At 69.4% G+C, this 22,169-nt stretch carries 12 protein-coding genes; 8 read left to right on the top strand and 4 right to left on the bottom strand.

Going from position 1 to position 22,169, the window contains the following annotated elements; all coding sequences use genetic code 11:
• Positions 1-20 precede the first annotated feature (20 nt).
• A complete protein-coding gene (locus ACY34H_RS03580; RefSeq protein ID WP_464976117.1) occupies positions 21-3,947 on the bottom strand; it encodes a CHASE domain-containing protein in 3,927 nt (1,308 codons plus the stop codon).
• A 276-nt stretch (positions 3,948-4,223) separates the two neighbouring features.
• Between ACY34H_RS03580 and ACY34H_RS03575 the strand changes: the two genes are divergently transcribed.
• From ACY34H_RS03575 to ACY34H_RS03565, 3 genes are all read left to right on the top strand, one after another.
• Entirely contained in the window at positions 4,224-5,924 is a 1,701-nt protein-coding gene (locus ACY34H_RS03575) for a sensor domain-containing diguanylate cyclase (protein ID WP_464976116.1), read from the top strand.
• Between the two features lie 130 nt (positions 5,925-6,054).
• Positions 6,055-6,417, top strand: a complete 363-nt coding sequence (locus ACY34H_RS03570; RefSeq protein WP_464976370.1) for a DUF4406 domain-containing protein — start codon at positions 6,055-6,057, stop codon at positions 6,415-6,417.
• Between the two features lie 166 nt (positions 6,418-6,583).
• A complete protein-coding gene (locus ACY34H_RS03565; protein WP_464976115.1) occupies positions 6,584-9,319 on the top strand; it encodes a glycoside hydrolase family 3 C-terminal domain-containing protein in 2,736 nt (911 codons plus the stop codon).
• Between the two features lie 107 nt (positions 9,320-9,426).
• Here the strand turns inward: ACY34H_RS03565 and ACY34H_RS03560 are convergent, their stop codons facing one another.
• Complete coding sequence (locus tag ACY34H_RS03560) at positions 9,427-12,783, bottom strand: sugar-binding domain-containing protein (RefSeq protein WP_464976114.1); 3,357 nt, start codon at positions 12,781-12,783, stop codon at positions 9,427-9,429.
• 266 nt (positions 12,784-13,049) lie between these two features.
• On the opposite strand from ACY34H_RS03560, the gene ACY34H_RS03555 reads away from it, so the two are divergent.
• The 4 genes from ACY34H_RS03555 (at position 13,050) to ACY34H_RS03540 (ending at position 18,101) form a co-directional block, all read left to right on the top strand.
• Positions 13,050-15,038, top strand: a complete 1,989-nt coding sequence (locus ACY34H_RS03555) for a TonB-dependent receptor plug domain-containing protein (RefSeq protein WP_464976113.1) — start codon at positions 13,050-13,052, stop codon at positions 15,036-15,038.
• Positions 15,028-15,513 carry a YfiR family protein gene (locus ACY34H_RS03550; RefSeq protein ID WP_464976112.1) on the top strand — a complete coding sequence of 162 codons (486 nt, stop codon included), beginning with the start codon at positions 15,028-15,030 and terminating at the stop codon, positions 15,511-15,513. Before ACY34H_RS03555 ends, ACY34H_RS03550 begins: the two co-directional genes overlap by 11 nt.
• The gene (locus ACY34H_RS03545) at positions 15,510-17,384 is read left to right on the top strand and encodes a putative bifunctional diguanylate cyclase/phosphodiesterase (protein WP_464976111.1); all 1,875 of its coding nucleotides are present in this window, start codon (positions 15,510-15,512) and stop codon (positions 17,382-17,384) included. Before ACY34H_RS03550 ends, ACY34H_RS03545 begins: the two co-directional genes overlap by 4 nt.
• Before the next feature lie 63 nt (positions 17,385-17,447).
• Positions 17,448-18,101 carry a MarR family winged helix-turn-helix transcriptional regulator gene (locus tag ACY34H_RS03540; protein WP_464976110.1) on the top strand — a complete coding sequence of 218 codons (654 nt, stop codon included), beginning with the start codon at positions 17,448-17,450 and terminating at the stop codon, positions 18,099-18,101.
• Positions 18,102-18,152: 51 nt separating this feature from the next.
• On the opposite strand, the gene ACY34H_RS03535 is transcribed toward ACY34H_RS03540, so the two are convergent.
• Positions 18,153-19,742 (bottom strand): methyl-accepting chemotaxis protein, encoded by a 1,590-nt coding sequence (locus ACY34H_RS03535; protein WP_464976109.1) that lies wholly within the window; start codon positions 19,740-19,742, stop codon positions 18,153-18,155.
• Between the two features lie 191 nt (positions 19,743-19,933).
• Here ACY34H_RS03535 and ACY34H_RS03530 point away from each other — a divergent pair, with 191 nt between their 5' ends.
• Entirely contained in the window at positions 19,934-20,827 is an 894-nt protein-coding gene (locus tag ACY34H_RS03530) for a sugar kinase (RefSeq protein WP_464976108.1), read from the top strand.
• A 14-nt stretch (positions 20,828-20,841) separates the two neighbouring features.
• Here ACY34H_RS03530 and ACY34H_RS03525 read toward each other — a convergent pair whose 3' ends face one another.
• Positions 20,842-22,029: a GGDEF domain-containing protein gene (locus tag ACY34H_RS03525; RefSeq protein ID WP_464976107.1), complete on the bottom strand. Its 1,188-nt coding sequence runs from the start codon at positions 22,027-22,029 to the stop codon at positions 20,842-20,844.
• Positions 22,030-22,169: the final 140 nt, after the last annotated feature.

Raw genomic sequence — 22,169 nt, 5'->3', positions numbered from 1 at the left:
GGCTACCGCCGCGCCTGAAGTCACGCGCGGCGGTAGCCGCGCAGTACTTCCACCAGTTCCTCCTCGTCGATCGGCTTGGCGATGAAGCCGTCCATGCCCGCCATGCTGCACGCATCGCGCTCTTCCTGCGTGACACCGGCCGTCATCGCCACCACCGGCAGCGCGAGGCGCAGCGTGCCGCGGATCGCCCGCGTCGCGGCCAGTCCGTCCAGCACGGGCATCTGCACGTCCATCAGCACCGCGTCAAAGCCGGCCGGGTCGCGTTCCAGCAGGGCGAGCGCCTCGCCGCCGTCGCCGGCCACGGTGACGGCGGCGCCGGCATGGTCGAGCAGGGCCACGGCCACGGTCTGGTTGATCAGGTTGTCCTCGGCCAGCAGCACGCGCAAGCCCGCCAGTGGCGCGCGATCGTTGTCGTCGTCGTCGTCGTCGTTGTCCTTGTCGCCGTCGTCGTCCCGGGCCGGGGACGGCAGCGGCTCGGCCGGGGTGCGGACTTCCAGCAGCGCGGCATGCAGCGCGGCGCGGGTGGCCGGCGCATGCACGACGGCGGCGGGGAAGGGCGCCGCGGCATCACCGTGCGGCACGTCGAAGCCGGCCGCGATGCGGATCAGCGCGAAACCGGACGGCAACTGCGCGCGCCGCGCGGCCAGTGCGGCAATCGCCTGGCTGCCGTCGATGCCGGGGCCGACGATCGCCAGGTCCCAGGGCAGCGCGCCTGGCACCGCCAGCAGCAGCCCGACGCGCGCCGCATCGTGGACGATGTGCAGGTGCCAGCCCCAGCGCGCGGTGGCATTGGCCAGTGCCGAGACCACCCGCGCCTCCGGCTCGCACAGCAGCACGGACAGGTGCATGTGCGCGGGAGGCAGCCGGTAGCGGTCCGGCGCGCCGGCATCGCGCAGGGGGACCGTCAGCGTAAAAGTGCTGCCGACGCCGGGCGTGCTGTCCACGTCCAGCGTGCCGTCCATCAGGCTGGCCAGGCTGCTGGCGATCGTCAGGCCGAGGCCGGTGCCGCCGAAGCGCCGGGTGGTCGAGCCGTCGGCCTGGGCAAACGCGGAGAACAGCCGCTGGCGCTGTTCCGGGGCGATGCCGATGCCGGTATCGGCGACGGTCACCCGCAGCGCCGGCGCGCCGTCCAGCCTCGCCGCGACGAAGCGGCAGTCGACGGCGCCCTGCTCGGTGAATTTCAGCGCGTTGCCGATCAGGTTCGTCAGGATCTGCTCCAGCCGCAGTGCATCGGCCACGATGGTAGCGGGCAGCGCCGGGGCCACGTCCACCAGCACGCGCAGGCGGCCGCCGCCGTTCACGGCCATCAGCCGCGCGCAGGCCAGCGCTACGTCGTCCAGCGCCACCTGCTCCGGGTGCAGTTCGACCTTGCCGGCCTCGATCTTGGAAAAATCGAGAATATCGTTCAGCACCGCCAGCAGCGTCTCGCCGGAACTGCGGATCATCCGCACCAGCTCGCGCTGTTCCTTGTCGAGAGCGCCGCGTTCCAGCAGCGCGGCGATGCCCAGCACGCCGTTCATCGGCGTGCGCAGTTCATGGCTCATGTTGGCCACGAAGGCACTCTTGGCGCGGCTCGCACCCTGTGCGATCGCGACCGCCTGCCGCAGCTGTTCCTCCGCCTGGCGCGCCGCCGTCACGTCGCGCACGATGCAGGCAAAGCCGGTCGGCACGCCGTCGCGCCGCACCGCCGTCAGCTGCAGCTCGCCGGTGAACCGCGCACCATCCTTGCGCACCAGTTCCGTGACGGCGGTCGCGCTGTCGCCGGCCATCGCTTCGTCGAGCAGCGCGCGGCCGCGTTCCGGATCGGCCCACAGGTCGAGCGCGCGGCCGATCGCTTCGCCGTCGGCGTGGCCGAACAGGTTGGCGGCGCCATCGTTCCAGGCTTCCACGCGGCCGGCCGCGTCGAGGAAGATGATGGCGTGGCTGCGCACGCTGGCCGTAAACAGGCGGAAGCGTTCCTCGCTCTGGCGCGCCGCACGCTGCTGCGTCTGCAGTTCGCGGGTGATCTGCTGCGCGATCCGCAGCGCGCGCGCCCGCGTCGAGGCCAGCCCGCGCACGATGCTGAACAACAGGAAGCTGATCAGCGCACCCAGGCCCAGCGTCAGCAGCGGCCCTTGCCGGTCGATGCCGGATTCGAAACTGGCGCTGGCGCGAAATTCCAGCCGCCAGCGGTGCCCGGCCTCGTCGATCGCCAGCGTGCGCACCGCCGCCAGCGGCTTCACATAGCGCGGCCCACGCGTGTCTCCGGCGGCGTCGCGGTAGATCTCGCGGCCGTTCGACGCCGGGTGCAGGTCGACGATCCGCAGCGCAAACGCATCGTGACTGCCGGACAGGCTGCCGACCATGTCGCGCACGCGGAACGGGCTGTAGACGAAGCCGCGCAGCGCCGCCTCGCGAGCGGCCGGGGTGGCGACCGGCGCAGCGCGGCGATAGAGCGGCATGAACATCAGGAAGCCGGGTTCGGCGGACCGATCCATATCGTGCACCAGGCCAATGGTGCCGGTGCTGCCGATGCCGCCGCTGGCCACCGCCGCCGCCAGCGCCGCGCGCCGGTTGGCCTCGGCCGTCATGTTGTAGCCGATGGGGCGCCGGTTCGACCCGTCGGGCGGTGCCAGATACGTCACGGCGGCCACGGGCCAGGCGACAGGCTCCGGCCAGAGGCGGTAGTCCGGCTGCCGCACGCGCATGCGCTGCACGAATGCTTCGGCTTCCGCCGGCGAGCGCAGCCACGTGGCGAAACCCACCCCCAGCGTGCCGGGGAAGGACCGCGCCACGTCGAAGCTGCCCACATAGGCGTTCCACTCGGCGGCGCTGACATCGTCGGAACCGTCGAAGAACGCCCGGCCGGCCATCAGGATGCGGCGGTAATTGGCCATCCGGTAGTCCATCTGCTGCCACGCCAGGCCGACCAGGGCGTCGAAGCGCTCGCGGGTGCGGTGTTCGGCCTGCCTGCCGACCGCATGCCATGCCAGGGACGTGATGGCGAGACAGAGCGCCAGCGTTCCCACCGGCCAGCGGCCCGGCCGCGGGCCAGTCGAGGGCCGGTGGTGTCCGGCGGCCGTGTTGGTCACGAGCATGGCCGCGACTGCCATCAGGGCAAGGTAGAGGTCCAGTCCGAGCAGGGAGTGGAACTGGTCGCGGGTGGCGAACGGACCGGCGCCCGCCAGCGTGGCGGCGACCGTGCCGGTCGCCACGATCGCGCCGGCGGCGGTGCCGCCCGGGGCGCCGAACAGGTAGGCGGCGGCGATGACGGGACCAAGCAGAAGAAGCGGTGCCCAGGACTGCACCGATGCCGCCGCCGACCGCAGCAGGCAGAACGCGGCGAGTGCCGTCAGTCCCAGCAGGAGAGCAAGCATGGCTGCCGTACGCGGCGGCCGCAGCGGGCGCAGGGCGTGGCGCGACGTCCATGCCCACAGCAGCGGCGTCACGAGCAGCAGGGCCATCACATTGCCCAGCCACCACAGCGTGATCACCGGGCCCACGCGGCTCCACGGCACCTGCCCGGCGACGGCAAGCGCGCACCCGCCCGGCGCCGCGCCGATCATCGCGGCGAGCGCCACGACCAGCACGTAGCCATACACGACCAGTCCGCTGTCGCGCCGCAGGGCGCGGTTGCCGCGGCGCACCAGCCAGGCGCCGGCCGCCGCCGCCAGCGTATTGCCGGCGGCGATGACCGCCGCCGCGACGACCGCCATGACCCCGATGCCGGGCGAATCCGCCAGCAGGGTCAGGTTGACGGCAAAGGCGCCGGCCGCCACCCCGGCCAGCATCGGCCGCCCATGGCGCAGTACCGCCGCGAGGGCGATCCCGGTCGGAATCCAGACCGGGCTGTTATTCCCGGTCGGTACGGAAACAGCGATGCACACGGCGGCGGCCAGGCAGTAGGCGAGTGCGCACAGCACGGCTCTGCCGGCATTGGCGAAGAACGGGCCGGAACGCGTCGTCATGCGGATGGGGTCTCCTCCCGGTGGTTGTCCAGATGATGCCCGAGTTGCTTCGACCATGCATGTTCCGGTGCACTGCGTGGTGCAGCAAGGACCTGCCTTCGCATTCACTAGCGTTGTAGCAGGGCAACATTTCCGCCATTTCGGGCTGCCATGCGCGATGCCACCGTTATAATGAAGCCCTTGCACGTCCGCCCCCATGCCACGCGCGGATTGCTCTCCTGGCCCAACTCCCTGCCGGATCATCGATCGATGCGTCACCGCGCGCAGGGAGTCGTCGTGTTTTCGACCACCTCACACTTCACCAGCTTCAAGTTCAAGGTCTCCGCCCTGGTGGCCTCGATGGTGCTCATCGCCGCCATCGGCGTGTGCGGCATTTCGCTGCTGATCGCGGAGTCGCAGATCCAGCGCATGATCGCGCGCCAGGAAATCTCGGCACTGTCCGGCGCCGCCGCCTACCTCGACAACGATGTGCGCGCCAGGCAGCAGGTGCTGCGCAGCATCGCCGAGGAGGCGCTGTCACGCAACGTGGGCGCCGGCGACGTGCAGGCCTTGCTGGAATCCCATCCGGGCCTGCACGCCGGCGACGTGCAGGCCTTGCTGGAATCCCATCCGGGCCTGCGCGATGAATTCCTCAACGTTGCCGCCTTCGATGCGCGCGGCGATCGCGTTGCCAGCCTGAAGAACCGCAACGACAAGTTCATCAATGTCAGCGCGCGCCCCTATTTCCAGGAAGCGCTGCGCACGCACGACAGCGTGATCTCCGCGCCGTTCCGCAGCGCGCTGTCGGGCCGGCCGGTGGTGTCGGTGGCGCAGCCCCTGAGCGACGCCCGCGGCAATATCTATGCCGTGCTGGTGGGCGGACTCGATCTGCTGCGGCCGGCCTTCGCGGCCCAGGTCGAAGCGCTGCGCACCCGCGAGCAGGGCTACCTGTTCATCGTCGCCAACGACGGCACGGTGATCCATCATCCGCGCAAGGAACTGATCCTGACGCGGCCGTCGGCCGACGAGATGCCGGCGATCAGCGCCGCGCTGGTCGGCGACGAAGGCTGGCGCGCCGACATCCTCGACGGCAAGGAACCGGCGCTGGTGGCGTGGAAGCGCCTGCGCCACGTCGACTGGACGGTGGCCGTGTCGTACCCGCTGCGCGATGCGTTCGCGCCGATGGCGTCGGTGTGGTTCAACGCGCTGGGCGCGGCCGGCCTGTTCACGGCGATGGCGGGCATCTTCGGCTGGGGTCTCGTCAAGGTGCTGCTGGAACCGCTGGACGAACTGCAGCGCATCGTCGAATCGATCGATGCCGGCGCCACCGACATCAGCGCGTTCGACGTCGACCATGCCGACGAATTCGGCGTGCTTTCCCGTGCGCTGTACCGGCTGTCGCGCAGCCGCAAGCAGGCGGCCGACGACCTGCACCGGCTGGCGACGACCGACGTGCTGACCGGCACCCACAACCGCCGCATGTTCGACCAGTTCTTGCCGGCGGCACTGGCGCGCGCGCGGCGCTCGAACGAATCGGTGGCCGTGGCCTTCCTCGATATCGACCGTTTCAAGAGCATCAACGACAGCCATGGCCACGCCACGGGCGACGCCGTGCTGGTCGAGTTTGCGCGCCGCCTGCAGGGAGCCGTGCGCTGTACCGATACCGTGGCGCGCCTGGCCGGCGACGAATTCGTGGTTGTCTTCGAACAGGTGCGCGGCCCCGGCGAGGCGCACCAGCTGGGCGACAAGATCCTGGCGGCGATGCGGGCCCCGTTCCTGGCCGGCGACACGGCGCTGGACGTGACGGCCAGCGTCGGCATCGCCATCACCGGCGTTCACACGACTGCCGACGCGATCATGCAGTCGGCCGACCATGCGCTGTACGGCGTCAAGGCCGCCGGCCGCAACGGCTACGCGGTCAACGTGGTCGGCGCGGAAAAACTCGCCAGCGTGCGCGGCACGGCGCGGCAGGAAAATGCGCTGATCGGCGTGGGCTGAAGCACCGCCCGGCGCGCATCGTCCGCCCCGTGCATGGAGGTACCGGGCGGATTTTTTACACTCAGGATCGTGCAATATCGTGCAGTATCATGTAATATCGTGCTTTCCTTAACGATATGGAAAATCCATGATGAAACCGATGACCATCCTGATCGCCGGCCCCTACCGCAGCGGCACCGAAGGCGACCTGCAGCGCATTGCGCGCAATCTCCACGTACTCGAGGAGGCTGCCTGGCAGGTCTATGCAAAGGGGCATGTGCCGCTGATCGGCGAATGGCTTGCGCTGCCGCTGGCCCAGCATGCCGGGCACGGCCGGGTGGCGGAGTATGTGCCGTCCGATTTCCTGTACGGCGTGGCGCGCCGCGTGATCGCCCAGTGCGCCGCCGTGTACCGGATTCCCGGCGCCTCGCGCGGTGCCGATGGCGACGTGCGCCAGGCGCGCGAACTGGGCCTGCCGGTGTATTTCAGCCTGGACGAGGTGCCGGTCGCTTGACGGATGCCTGGCGGCGCGGGCGACATAGTCTGCGGCAGCACGGCCCGGCGGGCAAGGGTCGTAAAATCGCCCGGCGTTTGGGTGTTTTCGCTATTGCGGTGAGTCTTGCCGGTCGGCAGAATGCGGGGATATCCGGCAATTCACCATCAGACCGTCCAGGAGACCCATGTACTTCCCAGCCACCCGCGACACCCGCCATCCCTCGGCATCCCGCTCCTCGCCCGTTCCGTCATTCACCCGCCCGGCCGCGCTGGCCACCATTCCTCTCGCGCTGGCCCTGGCCTTCGTGCCCGCCATCGCAGTGGCGGACAGCGCGCCCGCGTACCGCGATACCGCCCTGTCGCCCGAGGCGCGTGCCAGGGACCTGCTTGCGCGCATGACGCTGAAGGAAAAGGCCGAACAGATGCAGAACGGCGCGCCGGCCATCGAGCGTTTCGGGCTGAAGCGCTACGACTGGTGGAACGAAGTGCTGCACGGCGTGGCGCGGGCGGGGCACGCCACCGTGTTCCCGCAGGCGATCGGCCTGGCGGCGGCCTGGGATACCGCGCTCACGGAACGCCTGGCCGATGCGATCGCGCTGGAAGGCCGGGCCAATTTCAATGCCGCGCTGCGGCGCGATGGCGGCGGCACGGCGCGCTACTTCGGCGTCAACTACTGGACGCCGAACATCAACATCTACCGCGACCCCCGCTGGGGCCGCGGCCAGGAAACCTACGGCGAGGACCCGCACCTGACCGGCCAGCTGGGCATGGCATTCATCCGCGGCATCCAGGGCACCGACTCGAAACTGTACAAGGGCGTGGCCACGCCGAAGCACTTCGTGGTGCATTCCGGCCCCGAGCCGGAGCGGCACAGCTTCAACGTCGACGTCTCGCCGTTCGACCTGGAAGACACCTACCTGCCGGCGTTCCGCAATGCCATCGTCGACGCGAAAGCGTACTCGCTGATGTGCGCCTACAACGCGGTGGACGGCATCCCGATGTGCGCGCACCCGCTGCAGAACGGCCTGGTACGCAAGGACTGGGGCTTCAAGGGCTTCATCGTGTCGGACTGCGATTCGGTGCGCGACCTCGTCACCGGCCACAAGACGTCGCCCGACATCGCCCATGCGGCGGCCACCTCGGTGAAGGCCGGCACGGACCTGGTGTGCGGCCAGAGCTACCTGGGCCTGCCGGACGCGGTGGCGCGCGGCCTGATCACGGAGGCGGAGATCGACACCTCGCTGGAGCGCCTGCTGGCCGCGCGCATCCGCATGGGCCTGCTCGACGGCAGCGCCTGGGACAAGGTCCCGTACGGCGCCATCAACTCGGCTGCGCATCGCGCGCTGGCGCAGCAGGCTGCCGAGGAAGCGATCGTGCTGCTGAAGAACGAAGGCAAGTTACTGCCGCTGGCCGCTGGCGCGCGCATCGCCGTGATCGGGCCGAACGCGGCGCTGCTGCAAAGCCTGGAAGGCAACTACAACGGCACCATCGTCCAGCCGAGCCTGCCGGTCGACGCACTGCGCAAGGCCTTCGGAACCGCGCGCGTCAGCTATGCGCCCGGCGCGCCGCTGATCGACGGCAAGCGCATGCCGATCCCCGAAACGTACCTGAAAGTGGCGGCGGACAGCAGCCAGCATGGCCTGAAGGGCGAGTACTTCGACAACCTCACGTTCTCCGGAACGCCCAGGCTGACGCGTGTCGACCCGGTCATCAATTTCAACTTCGAGCACAGCGCGCCGCAGGGCTTCGCGCCGAAGGGGTTCTCGATCCGCTGGACCGGCGTGGTGGTACCGCCAAAGCCGGGCAAGTACGAGCTGGGCTTCCGCATGATCGTGCCGCGCGACCGGCCGCTGCCGAACATCAAGGTATGGATCGACGATGAACTGGTGGTCTCGCCCGAGAAGGCCGGTATCGGCGCCGGCAACACGGCCGAATGCGTGGCCGGCAACTGCCAGCAGCAGATGAACAAGATCCACTTCACCTTCGACGACACGGCACCGCGCCGCGTGCGCATCGATTACGCGCGCACCGAGAACGATCGCCACAGCGCGCTGGAATGGGTGACACCGCAGGATGCGCTGGTGGACGATGCCGTCGCCGCGGCCCGCGCCAGCGATGTCGCCGTCGCGCTGGTCGGCCTGTCGCCCGATCTGGAAGGCGAGGAGATGAAGGTGGACTTCCCGGGCTTCCGCGGCGGCGACCGCCTGACGCTGGCGCTGCCCGACGCGCAGCGCCGCATGCTCGAAGCGGTGAAAGCCACCGGCAAGCCGCTGGTCGTGGTGCTCCTGACGGGCGGCCCGATCTCCGACCCGTGGCTGGAAGCGAATGCCGACGCCATCGTGCATGCCTGGTATCCGGGCGAAGGCGGCGGCGCGGCGATCGCGCGCGTGCTGTCCGGCGCGGTCAGCCCCGCCGGCCGCCTGCCATACACGATCGTGCGTTCGGAGGCGGACCTGCCGCCGTTCGCCGATTACTCGATGCAGAACCGCACTTACCGCTACTTCAACGGGCCGGTGCTGCACCCGTTCGGCCATGGCCTGTCCTACACCAGCTTCAGCTACGCTGCGCCGGCACTGTCGGCCATGCGGATCAAGGCGGGGCAGGCGGTGACGGCCACGGTCACGGTACGCAATACCGGCAAGCGCGACAGCGACGAAGTCGTGCAGCTGTACCTGGCCAAGCCGGGCGACCGTTCGAACCCGGTGCTGGCCGGCTTCCGCCGCGTCCACGTGAAAGCGGGCGGCAGCAAGACCGTGACGATGGACATCGACGCGCGCGCGCAGTCGCAGGTCGACGCAAAGGGAGCACGCGCGGTACGCGCCGGCGAGTACACGGTGTATGCCGGCGGCGGCCAGCCGAAGCATGTGAAGGCCGCGCAGGCCAGGCTGCGGGTCGACGGGGAGTTCGCGTTGCCGAAATGACGGCTGCAAGTGATTTTAGCAGTGGGGCCGGCCGGCCCCGCGATGATCGTGTCCGCCGCCGGCCGCTGCCGGCCGCAGCCCGCAGCCCCCAGCCCCCAAGCCGCGGATCAGCGCTTGCCGCCCCCCGGCCGCGCCGGCCGCCGGTCATCCATCCCCGCTTCGTCGACATCGGACGACGTCGACCGTGAACGCTGGTACTGCAGCTCGCCTTCCTCGTCCGGCAGCGCCGGGCCGGTGTACGACACGGCCACGTCGGCCAGCGCGCTGGCGCGGTCGGCGCCGAAGCCGGACAGCGCGGTCAGCTTCAGCCAGCGCGCGCTGAGTTTGTCGAAGCGGATCGCCTGCGGGTCGAACGTGGAGCCCAGCGTGGCGCGCGTGACATCGCGCCATTGGCGGCCGTCATCGCTGACCTGCACCAGCCATTCGCGCACATCGCCTTCGTGGTCGCGGTGGTTCTGGCGCGGCATCAGCACCAGGCCGTCGAACGGCACGGCGGCCGGGAAGGCGATCGTCAGGGCCGGTTGCGGGCGCGCGCCATCTCCCTTTCCGGCTTCCAGCGCGTAGGTGTTCGGATCGCCGTCGATGGTCTTGTCGGCATCGCGCCAGCCGCTGGCGGTGGCGCCCAGCTTCTTCATTACGCGCGTATCGAACAGGGAGCCGCGCACGTCGCCGGGCGCGATCGCGGTCTTCGGGGCGAAGGCGGCGCTGGCCATGTAGTCGAGCACGGACTTGCGCAACTGCCGCGCCACCACGCGTGCGTCGGGCCCGTTGTCGATATCGCTGTCCAGGTCCGCCGTGGACACCACCAGCCGGCCGCTGCCCACGCGTGCCTCGAACAGCAGTCCCAGCTTGTAGTTGCGGTTCCAGTCGTCGATCGGCTGCACGATCGGCTGCAGCCCGCGCGGCAGCCGGGCCAGGTTCATGCCACGCGCCTGCGCCGCCACCTCGGCCCACTGCCAGTCGTAGTGATCGTCGGTGGGGAAGCCGGCCAGGGCAGGGTGGTCCTTGTCGATCCACAGCCCGAGCATGCGGCTCCAGCCCGGGTTCATCAGGCGGTTCCAGAACACCGGCACGTCCGCCAGCGGCGGCGAGGTCCAGTCGAGGTCCGCCTTGCGCGGCAGGTACAGTACCTTGCCGCCGGCGGCCAGCCGCGCCTCGGCTTCCGGCCAGGTGCGTGTCACCAGCACGTCGGCCGGGGCCGCGGTGTCCAGGGTTTTCGGATACACCCAGAAATTCCAGTCGTTCTCGATGCCCGTATCGGCCAGGCCGACCACCAGCCGGTACTTCGCCGGCGCCTTCAGGCCCGCCAGCGGCAGGGCGATGCGGCCCAGTTGGGCATTGCGGCCGACGGGCAGGTCCGCCGCGGCAAAGCTGCCGCCGGCCACTTCCTTGCCGGCGGTGTCGACGACCTTCCACCACGGCCGCGCACCGCGCAGCACGTCCTTGCCGTAATGGGCGATCTCCACCGGCACGTCCAGCGTGTCGGCGCTGGTCAGCACCAGGCGCGTCACCCGCGCCAGCGGCACGGTCTCGCCGTTGAAGCGGCGGAATCCCTCGGCGGAGGCGTAGCCTTTCGATTCCCAGAAGGTGTCGAGCAGGCCGACCAGCGCGGTTCCCTGGCCCAGGTAGTCATGCAGGTCGAGCAGCTGGTAGCCGCTCATGCCGGGCGTGCGCAGGATCGCTTCGATCTCTTCCTTGTAGCAGGCCAGTTGCCAGCGGCCGGAAGCCAGCGCGAATTCGCGGTTCTTTTCCAGCACGCCGCGGGCCCGCGCCGAATCGCGGAAGATCTCGTAATTGCCCGGTCGCAGGTAGCCGGTGAACTTGCCGATCACCGAATAGTCGGGGTAGGCCACCCACTGGCCGTTCTCATGCGACAGCACCGGCACGCCGATGCCTTCCAGCGAAGCGGAATAATCGCGGCCGAACCAGCCGGTCTTGTTGCGCAGCGGTTTCGGGCCGATGCGCTGGATCGCCAGGTAGTCGGTGCCCTTGTCGACGTCCGGCACCGCCGATTCGGTGTGGCCAGTGCCGTTGGTGTACAGCCGGCGCGGGTCCGCCAGCCGGTAGTGGGCGATCCACTTGTCGAACGCTTCCTTCCACTTGCCTTTCGGCTCGTTGCTGGGGCTGAACAGCAGGAACGACGGGTGGTTGCCGTAGGCGCGGATCATGCGCTCCGTTTCCTCGTACAGCATGGCTTCCATCGGCGTGCCGGGCGACACGGTATTCCACATGCCCGGTTCGGGCTGCAGGTAGATGCCCACCTCGTCGGCCGCCTGGAATGCCGCTTCCGGCGGATTGAACGAGTGGAAGCGCACGTGGTTGATGCCCCACTGCTTGTTGATCGTGAAGATCTTCTTCCAGTAGGCCACGTCGGTCGGCGGGTAGCCGGTCAACGGGAAATCGCCGCCGTGGTGCGTGCCGCGCATGAACGTGGGCCGGCCGTTCACCAGCATCTGCTTGCCCTCGGCACGTATCTGCACGAAGCCGAATGTCACGTCGCGGGCGTCGCTTGCCTGCGCGCCGTCCAGTTGCAGTTTCAATGTGTGCAATACGGGGTTCCATTCGTCCCACAGCGCGGCGTCGCGCGGGTAGCGCACCGTGAATTCGGCGCTGCCGCCGGCTGCGGTCCACGTGACGGGAATGCGCTCGCCATTGGCCTGCACGATGCCGCCGCCGGCCTTGCCGCCGGCGTTGCCGATCTTGAGCCGCACGCGCGCGGTGCGCGCCGCCACGTCCGGGAACACCTGGGCATCGTCGATCCATACCGGCGACGTCGCGCGCAGTTCCACCTTGCCGACGATGCCGTTCCAGCTCATGCCCAGCGAATCGGACACGCTGTGCGAATCGGGCCGGTAGTTCATCAGCATGCGGCTGTCCACCCGCACCGTGATGCGGTGCCGCCCCGGCGCCAGCAGGCCCAGGTCGTAGGCATGCTCGGCCACCAGGCTGCGGTTGCTGCCGATCTCCCGCTCGTCCAGCCACAGGGTCGAGCCCCAGCGGGGGCGTTCCAGGTGCAGCACCACGCGCTTGCCGCGCCAGGCGGCCGGCACGTCGATGTCGCGCTGGTACCAGGCCGCGCCCAGGTAGTGGCGCGGCGGCTGCGACAGGAACGGTACCTTGACGTTGCCGGGCTTTGTATAGGCCTTGTAGTCCTCGCGCTGGTGCCATTCCTTGTCGTACAGCGACAGCACCCACGGCGTGCGTGTGGAAATCTCGTCGCCGAATCCCTGCGCGTTCAGGATCCCCGGCAGCGCGATCCGGTCGGTGAACCTGTCCCGCATCGCGCTGCCGTACCAGCGCGCGGCGATGCCTTCGTCGTTGCGGTCGAGGGCGAAGCGCCAGGTGCCGGAGAGGTCGCGCGCAGGCGCGGTAGCGGTGGCGGCCTGGGCGGTGCCGAGCGCCAGCAGCGCGGCGGCGGACAGGGAAATGGCGTGGCGGACAGGGAAGAGGGCAAAATGTGTCATCGGCGGCAGGGCAGGTAACAGGACTGTGCATTATCGCGTGCTCTCCGGCATCGGCAGCCGCGCGCAGGAAAGCAGTCAAGAAGATGAGCAAGGCGGCAACGAATGGCCCGGCCGTTGTTGCGTATGCGCAAAAAACGTTAAACATAAAGAATCAAACGTCACATTCGTAGCCGAACGCCTGTAACATCTTGCCTTATGTAAATACTTTGTTGAACAGCGGAACATCGACATAGCGTGTCCCCACGTTCCACGCCCAGCCCGCCGCCATGCCCCGTCCCTTCGTGCGCCATCAACTCATCCTGGTGCTGGCCCTGCAAGCCGCGTTTGCCCATGCCGATCCGCAGGAACCGTCCGGCGACCTGGCGGCCATGCCGCTGGAAAGCCTGATGGACGTTACCGTCGTCACCTCCGCCTCGCGCTTTGCGCAGCGGATCAGCGATGCGCCGTCCGCCGTGTCGGTGCTGACGTCGCAGGATGTGCGTGAACATGGCTGGCGCACGCTGGGCGAGGCACTGGCCAGCCTGCCGGGGCTGTACATCTCGGACGACCGCAACTACGCCTACCTCGGGGCACGCGGCTTCCAGCGGCCGGGCGACTACAACAGCCGCTTCCTGCTGCTGATCGACGGCGTGCGCGTCAACGACAGCGTGTACGACCAGGCATCGATCGGCACCGAGGGCCTGCTGGACATGGACCTCGTCGAGCGCATCGAATACGTGCCGGGGCCCGGTGCGGCGGTGTATGGCTCGAACACGCTGTTCGGCGTGATCAGCATCGTCACCAAGTCGGGCAGCGCGCTCTCCGGGCCGCGCGCCGCGCTGGCGGCCGGCAGCAAGGGCGAGCGCCGCGGCCGCGCCAGCTGGGGCTACCACGCGCAGGACGGCACCGACGTGCTGCTGTCCGTCAGCGGTTTCACGCGCGACGGCGGCAACGTCTACGCCGCCGAATTCGATACGCCCGCCCAGAACCACGGCCTTGCCACGGGCCTGGACCACGACCGGTCGCGCAGCGCGTTCGTGAAAGCCACGCGCGGCCCGCTGTCGTTCAGCGCCGGCCACGTGACGCGTGTGAAGGGCATACCCACGGCATCGTTCGGCGCGGTGTTCAACACGCCGAACGCGACGCGCGATGCGCAGAGCTTCGCCGGGGTGGGCTACAGCGCGCCGCTGTCGGACGCGCTGTCGCTGTCCGCCCGGCTGGAGTGGGGCCGGGCGGACTACCTCGGCGCCGGCCTGTACCCCGACGAGGACGACAGGCCGCGCATCAACGTGGATGGCACACACGCCGCGTGGTACGGACTGAACGCAACCGCCACGTATACCGGCCTGGCCGGCCACAAGCTGCTGGCCGGGGTCGACGTGCAGCGCAATGCCCGCCGCGACCAGTTCAACTTCGACCTCGACCCATACGAGGCGGCGATGGACGACCGCCGGTCCGACAGCCGCGCCGGCGTCTTCATCGAGGACGAAGCGCGGCTCGCGCCCGACCTGATCCTCAACGCCGGCGTGCGCTACGACCGCGACAGCACCACGGGCAGCCGCGTCAACCCCCGCGCGGCATTGATCTGGCACCCGGGGCCGAAAGATACGCTGAAGCTGATCTACGGCACCGCCTACCGCTCGCCGAACGCCTACGAACTGTATTACGACGTCGACGCCTATGCCGACGCCAATCCGGCCCTGCGCGCCGAGGAGATCGCCACGAGCGAGCTGGTCTGGGAACGCCAGCCCGACGCCTACAGCAAGCTGGCGGTGTCGGCATTCCATTACCGCATCGACGGCCTGATCACGGAGACGTTGCGGCCGGACGGCATTCTCATGTTCGACAACACCGAGCGGGCCTCGGCCGACGGCTTCGAACTGTCCGCCGAACGCCTGTTCGCGGGCGGCACCCGGGTGCGCGGCAGTTACACGTACCAGCACGCGGCGGACGACACGGGCGAGTGGATCGTCAATTCGCCGCGCCACCTGCTGAAGCTGAACGCCACCTGGGCACTGCCCGGCGATGCACTGCGGCTGGGCACGGAAGGCCAGTGCACGTCGCGGCGCCTGACCGAGAATGCCGAAACGGGCGGCTTCTGCACCTGGAACGTCACGCTCGGTCCGGCCAGCCACACCGGCAAACTGGACTGGTCGATCAGCCTGTACAACGCGACCGCGCGCCGCTACGCGGATCCGGCCGGTCCGGCCTTCGTGCAGGAAGCTATCGCGCGCGAGGGCCGCGCGGTGCTCGTCAAGATAGGCCATGCGTTCTGAATGCCTGGCTGCCGCCGTTCTGGCGCTGCTCGTCGCGGCGCCGCACGGCCGCGCCCAGAGCGACGATGCGGTGCTGAAGGCGGCCTATATCTATAACATCGCGCAGTTCACCACATGGCCCGCCCGGGCGCTCGCGCGGCCGCTCAATGTCTGCGTGAGCAGCGGCCACGTGCTGTGGCAGGGCTTGCGAGGCTTGCAAGGCAAGCCGGTGGGCGGGCGCACGGTGGCCGTCGTCGAACCGGGCGCGGATACCGCGTGCGACATGGCCGTGCTGCACGCCGGCGCGGCGCGCCCGGCCGCCGACGGTACCGGCACGCTGGTCATCGTCGACGAGCCGGCCAATGGCTACGCCGGCGCCGTGGCGCTGGTGGAGGAGGACCAGCGCCTGCGCTTCGACATCGATACGAGGGAAGCCGCGCGTGCCGGCCTGCGCCTCAGCGCGCGCCTGCTGCGGCTGGCCAGGAACGTCCGATGAAGCTCTTTTCGACCCCGGCCGCGGCGCGCGACCGCACGCCGATCGCGGCGACGCTGCGCAGCGGCCAGTTGCTGGCGATGGCGGCGGCGCTGGTGATCGCCGGCGTGGTACTGGTCGCCTACCAGCTGCTCGAGATCCGCCAGGCGCTGATGGAAGGCGCCCGCGTGCAGGCCGCCATCGTGGCCGACAGCGTGACCGCGCCGCTGATGTTCGGCGACCGCGAAGTGGCGCAGGAGACGCTGCGGGCGTTCCGCTACGCGCAGGGCCTGAAGGCGGTCGGCATCTACGACAGGGGCGGGCGCCGCTTTGCCGAATTCTCCTATCCGGACAGCCGGCTGCCGACGACGCTGGAGGCCGCGCGACGCGAACGCGACGACGGCATTGTCGTCACCGACACGGTGCGCTATCGCGGCGCCGTCGTGGGGCACACGGTGCTGCACGTGGGAACCGAACGGCTGCGCGCGGCGATGCTGCGCTACATTGCGCTGCTGGCCGTGGCGTCGCTGGGCGCGATGCTGGTCGTGGCCACGCTGGGCCGCGCCGCGCGTGCCAGGGCGGCGGCCGCCGAGCGCGATCTCGACTACATGGCCCATACCGACCACGTGACGCAGTTGCCGAACCGGCACGCGACCTACGAGCGGCTGGAACGGGCGCTCGAACAGGCCGGCGCGGCCGGCAGCCAGGTCGCATTGCTGCTGGTGGATCTGGATCATTTCAAGGCCGTCAACGACACCGCCGGCCATGCCGCCGGCGACGCGCTGCTGAAGAAGGTGGCTGCCGCACTGTCCGGCGCGGTGCGCGCGTCGGACCTGGTGGGCCGCATCGGCGGCGACGAATTCGCCATCATCGTGGCGCCCGTGCCGGGGCGCGCCATGGCGCTGGCGATCGCCGGCAACGTCACGCAGGCGCTGCGCCAGCCGATTTCGGTGGCGGGCGGGGAGTTCTTTGCCACCGCCAGCGTGGGCGTCTGCCTGTTTCCGGACGATGCGGAGACGCTGAGCGACCTGGTCAGCAGTGCCGATACCGCGCTGTACCACGCCAAGCAGGCCGGACGCAACCGGCTGGCCGAGTTCGTGCCGGCGATGACGGCGGCCACGCTGCGCCGCGCCGCGCTGGAGCGCGAGCTGCGCCGCGCCATCGATGCCGGCCAGTTGGCCGTGCATTACCAGCCGCAGTTCGCCTGCGCCAGCGGCGAGCTGGTCGGCGTCGAGGCGCTGCTGCGCTGGCGGCATCCGGAGCACGGGCCGGTGTCGCCGGCCGAGTTCATTCCGATCGCCGAGGAAAGCGGTTTGATCGTGCAACTGGGCAGCTGGGTGCTGCAGCGGGCCTGCGCCGACGTGGCGGGCTGGCAGCGTGCCGGTGCGCCGGCGCTGACGCTGGCCGTCAACATGTCGGCACGGCAGCTGCGCGAACCGGGCTTCATCGGCGACGTGAAACGCGCGCTGGCCGACAGCGGCCTGGCGCCTGGCCGGCTGGAGCTGGAGCTGACCGAAAGCCTGCTGATGGATGATGTCACGTGCGCCATCGCCTTCATGCAGGCCGTACGGCAGCTCGGCGTGCGGCTGGCGATCGACGACTTCGGCACCGGCTACTCGTCCCTGGCCTACCTGCAGACCTTCCCGATCAACCAGCTGAAGGTGGACCGCAGTTTCGTGCAGATGCTGCCGCAGCGCGGCGAGACGATCATCCTCGCGGTGCTGGCCCTGGCGCGCGGCTTCGGGCTGACCGTGGTGGCCGAGGGCGTGGAAGAGCAGCGCCAGCTCGACTGGCTGCGCCACGCCGGCTGCGACGTGGTGCAGGGCTACCTGCTGGGCGCGCCGATGAGCGCCGATGCGCTCGCGGCGCGCTACCTGAGGTTCGACACCGCCTGATATCAAGGCCGAGGAAGATTAGGACTCCTTGACATAAGCGGGTGACGGGCGTACCCTGCGCGAATGGATATCTCGCCCGAAACCCCGTGGGATGCGACGCCGGACCTGTCGGCCCGCATCGTCACCGCGATGGCGCGGCTGGCCAGCGTGCTGCGGTCCGGCATGTGGGCTGCATCCACCGCCGAACAGCTCAATCCCGCGCAGGCCGACATCGTGCAGCTGCTGCATCGCCGCGTGCGTGGCATGCGCCTGTCCTGGCTGGCCCAGCAGCTTTCGATTTCCACCGCCAGCGCCAGCGATTCCGTGGCGGCCCTGGTGGCGAAGGGCTATGTGCGCAAGACCCGGGCGGCGGACGACGGCCGCGCCACCGCGCTGCTGCTGACGCCCGAAGGCGAGCAACTGGCCGGGCGGCTGGAAGGTGCGCTGGGTTTCGCCGACGAAGCGGTGTCGGCGCTGCCGCAGCCGCTGCAGGTGGCATTGCTGACGGGCTTGTTCAAGACCATCGCCGAACTGCAGAAAACCGAGCGCTTCCCGGAACTGCGCGCCTGCCTGTCGTGCCGACATTTCGAGCCCAACAAGTTTCCCGGCGCCGCCGCGCCGCACCACTGCGCCCTGGTCGGCGCGCCGTTGCCGATCGCCTTCCTGCGCATCGACTGCGCCGAGCACGAACCAGCCGACGCCGCCGCCGCGCAGCGCAACTGGCAGACGTTCGCCTGAGCCGGCACGACGGGTAATGGCCAGCCCGATGACCTGCAGCCCGATGCTCCGCTAGCCGAGCCGTAAAGGCGCCGTGTGCCGCGCTGCCTGCGCATCGTCGCCGATCCTGAACACCGCCACCGCCTGCGCCAGCCGCGCCGCCTCCTCCTTCATCGATTCCGATGCCGCGGCGGCCTGTTCGACCAGCGCCGCATTCTGCTGGGTCACGGCATCCATTTCCACCACGGCGCGGTTGATCTGCTCGATGCCGGCCGACTGCTCGACAGTGGCCGACGAGATCTCGCCCATGATGTCGGTGACCCGCTGGACGCTGTCGACGATGTCGCGCATCGTCGCACCCGCTTCGCCGACCAGTTGGCTGCCGGCCGCCACCTTGTCGGTGGAAGCGCCGATCAGCTCCTTGATTTCCCTGGCCGCGGCCGCCGAGCGCTGCGCCAGTGTCCGCACTTCCGAGGCGACGACGGCGAAGCCGCGGCCCTGTTCGCCGGCGCGGGCCGCTTCCACCGCGGCGTTCAGCGCCAGGATATTGGTCTGGAAAGCGATGCTGTCGATGACGCCGATGATGTCGCCGATCTGGCCGGCCGACGCGCGGATCTCGTCCATCGTGCCGACCACGCGGGCGATCACGTCGCCGCCGCGCGCGGCGACGGCCGACGCGGCGCCGGCCAGCGTGTTGGCCTGCCGCGCATTGTCGGCATTCTGCTTCACGGTGGATGCCAGCTGTTCCATCGACGATGCGGTCTGCTCCAGCGCGCTGGCCTGCTGTTCGGTGCGGGCGGAAAGGTCCTGGCTGCCGTTCGCCACCTCGGCCGCGGCGGTGGCAATGATGTCGGTGCCGCGCCGCACCGTCGTGACGGTGGCGGCCAGGCTTTCGTTCATCCTGCGCAGTGCGCGCAGCAGGTCCCCCAGTTCATCCCGCGTGGCAGCCTCGATGCGGCTGGTGAGATCGCCGTCCGCCACGGTATTGGCGACGCCGAGCGCCTGGCTGACCGGTGCCGTGATCGAGCGGGTGATCCACCAGGCCACCAGCGCCGCCAGCGCGACGGCGGCGAAGCCCAGGCCCCACATCAGGTTGCGCGTGCTGATGTAGGTGGCGGTTGCCGCGTCGGCGGCTGCCGCGCTGATTTCCCTTTGCACCGCCGCCTGCTCGGAGATGGCCTGTTTCAGGCGTGCCAGCACCGGCCTGACCTCTGTGCCAAGGAAGGCGCGCGCATCGTCGATGGCGCCGCTGCCGAGGTGGCCGAATATCGTCTCCTGGCCTGTTGTGTAGCGCTCGTTCTCGGCGCGCATCTGGCGCAGCAGTTCGCGCGCCTTCGGGTTTTCCAGTGTTTTATCGAGGTCGCGCAGGACCGTCTCGATGGCTTGCCTGGACGCGAGAATGGCCTCGCGCTGGCGCTGCTGGTCCGCCGGATCCACATACAGCAGCATGTTGCGCAGCGCGATGGCGATGTCGTTGATCTCGCTCTGCACACGGACCGTGGCGTCGATCTTCGGCATCCGGTTGTTGACGATTTCATGGGTGCCATCGTTCACCCGCGACAGCATGGAGTTCGATAGCTGCACCATGGCGATCAACATGATGCAAAGGGTGCCAAAGGCGAAAGCCAGGCGTTTGCCGATACCGAGATTCGCTACGTTCATCGTTGGTCTCCTTGGCGTAGGGAGGCATCGGCGGCCGGTGCCGGTCCCGTCGCCGTACGTTATACCCGACCATGTGTGCGGACGGCGCACGGCCGCGTGCCGCGCCGCAGCAAAAGCGCTATGCACGAGGCCCGGAAGGTGATAGCGTTACCGCCAATTTTTATTTCTTGTTAACGCTTCCGCTGAAAATCATGAGCACACACGATAACGCCGGCGCCGCGCGCCGCTTCGACCTGGTCGGCCTGGGCGAATGCATGGTCGAGTTCAACGCCAGCGAGCCGCTGGCCAGCGCCGAACGGTTCGCCAGGGCCTATGGTGGCGATGTCCTGAATGCGCTGGTGGCCGCGGCCCGGCAGGGCGCGCGCACGGCGTTCGCCACCCGCGTCGGCGACGACCCGTTCGGCCCCGGCCTGATCGCCGCCTGGCAGGCGGAAGGCATCGACGTCGGCCAGGCGCCACTGGTGCCGGGCGAGAACGGCGTGTACTTCATCTCGCTCGACGCGCACGGCGAGCGCTCGTTTACGTACCGGCGCGCGGGCAGTGCTGCCTCGCGGATGGTGGCGGCCGATATCGACGAAGGGTTCATCGCTTCCGCCCGCTGCATCCTGCTGTCGGGCATTACGCAGGCGATTTCGCCGGGTGCGCGCGCCGCCACGCTGGCGGCGGCCCGCTGCGCCCGCGAGCATGGCGTGCTGGTTGCGTACGACCCGAACTACCGCCCGCGGCTGTGGGGGGACGAACAGGCCGCCCGCGAGGCGTGCGCCGAGCTGCTGCCCTTCGTCGACATCCTGGTTCCGAGCCTGCCGGCCGATGCCGCCATCCTGCCGGGTGCGCCCCATGAACTGGTGGAGCACGCGGTGGTCAAGCACGGCGAAGAGGGATGCGAGGTGTGGCTGCGCGGCCAGTGCACCGCGGTGCCCGCCGTTGCCGCCACGGTGGTCGACACCACCGGCGCCGGCGACGCCTGGAACGGCGCCTACCTGGCCGCCGTGCTGCGCGGCGAGGCGCCCGCTGGCGCCGCCGCGCTGGCCAACCGGGTCGCCGCCGCGAAGCTGGCGCACCGCGGCGCGATTCCGCCGCGGTAAGCGCCAGGCGGTACTCAGGCCGTCGACCGCATCCGGTCAGCCGTCACCAACACCCCGCGCACGCAGTTGCGCCCGCCGCGCTTGGCGGCATACAGCTGCGCATCGGCCATCTCGACCAGCTCCGCCGGCGACTCCGGCGTATCGGGGTCGAGCGCCGCCATCGAGGCGATGCCGAAACTGGCGGTGGCGGTCACGAAATGCCCGAACTCGACCGCGCTGCCGGTGCTGCCGAACGCATGGCGAATCCGTTCGGCCAGCGCGCGGGCGCCCTCGAGATCCGTTTCGGGCAGCACCAGCAGGAATTCCTCGCCGCCGTAGCGCACCACGCTGTCGACGGTTTCGCGCGTCATCTCCAGCAGCAGCGCGCCGAACTCGTGCAGCACGTGGTCGCCGGCCGCGTGGCCATGCGTATCGTTGATGCGCTTGAAGTGATCGATGTCGCACAGGATCACGGACAGCGCGGTGCCGTAGCGGCGTGCGCGCGCCAGTTCCGCATCCAGCAGGCCTTTCTGCAGCACGCGGCGGTTGTAGCAGCCGGTCAGCGGGTCGCGGTCGGCCAGTTGCTGCAGCAGGAGGGCGGAGCGGAATTCCTCGCGCTGGGCCAGGTGGAAGCGGCGCGCGCCGATGTAGCCGAGCGTATTGCCGAGCATGAGCAGCAATACCAGCGCTACCTGGTCGTCCATCTTCAGGAACCCCTGGACCAGCAGCATGGCGCAGAACACGATGCTCGAGCCGATGGCGATCCAGGCGGCGTAGACGAAGCGGTTCGGAATATTGATGTAGATGGCCATCAGGATCAGCGCCTGCGACATCACGTTCCAGGTCGTTGCGGAGGGCTGGTACCAGCACAGCACCATGAACACGGCCAGGCCGACCACCTCGACCGCGCAGGCGGCCAGCACCGCCACGCGCACCGACTCGGGCCGGCGCGTGATCGCCAGCCAGCTGCAGCCGGCGGCCACCGCCACCATCAGGCGCAGTGCGATCATCGCCCACGCCGTCGCCGTCGGGCCCAGCGTGGCCACGTCCGTCGCGCCGAACGCCACGTAGAACGCCGCGCAGAACAGCAGGCTGACCTTCAGTTGGGAAGTCCGCTCCGGCAGGTGATGGCGATTGAAACGGTCCTCGACGGCAGCGTCGGCGAACTCCGCGCGGTTGCGGTCGATCTCGAGGCGGGGATAGGGCAGGTCGTGGTGCGGCACAGGGTCTTTCCGGCATTGACGGTGCCCACAGAGCGCAGGCCATGCCGCGGCATTCTACCTTAAATTTCTGATAAGTATCAGTTTGACATTCACTTTCTTCACGGCTTTGCAACGAAAAACGGGCCGTCCGAAGACGGCCC

It is taken from the genome of Pseudoduganella sp. jia 9, from assembly GCF_055502615.1.
Note: the sequence above shows the minus strand (reverse complement) of the source record. Positions and strands in the feature narration are given on the sequence as shown.

Bases quoted from the DNA above. Each gene is read 5' to 3' on its own strand.
- ACY34H_RS03580 (WP_464976117.1), bottom strand. From the start codon at position 3,947: ATGACGACGCGTTCCGGCCCGTTCTTCGCCAATGCCGGCAGAGCCGTG.
- ACY34H_RS03570 (WP_464976370.1), top strand. From the start codon at position 6,055: ATGAAACCGATGACCATCCTGATCGCCGGCCCCTACCGCAGCGGCACC.
- ACY34H_RS03565 (WP_464976115.1), top strand. From the start codon at position 6,584: ATGTACTTCCCAGCCACCCGCGACACCCGCCATCCCTCGGCATCCCGC.
- ACY34H_RS03560 (WP_464976114.1), bottom strand. From the start codon at position 12,783: ATGACACATTTTGCCCTCTTCCCTGTCCGCCACGCCATTTCCCTGTCC.
- ACY34H_RS03555 (WP_464976113.1), top strand. From the start codon at position 13,050: ATGCCCCGTCCCTTCGTGCGCCATCAACTCATCCTGGTGCTGGCCCTG.
- ACY34H_RS03550 (WP_464976112.1), top strand. From the start codon at position 15,028: ATGCGTTCTGAATGCCTGGCTGCCGCCGTTCTGGCGCTGCTCGTCGCG.
- ACY34H_RS03545 (WP_464976111.1), top strand. From the start codon at position 15,510: ATGAAGCTCTTTTCGACCCCGGCCGCGGCGCGCGACCGCACGCCGATC.
- ACY34H_RS03540 (WP_464976110.1), top strand. From the start codon at position 17,448: ATGGATATCTCGCCCGAAACCCCGTGGGATGCGACGCCGGACCTGTCG.
- ACY34H_RS03535 (WP_464976109.1), bottom strand. From the start codon at position 19,742: ATGAACGTAGCGAATCTCGGTATCGGCAAACGCCTGGCTTTCGCCTTT.
- ACY34H_RS03530 (WP_464976108.1), top strand. From the start codon at position 19,934: ATGAGCACACACGATAACGCCGGCGCCGCGCGCCGCTTCGACCTGGTC.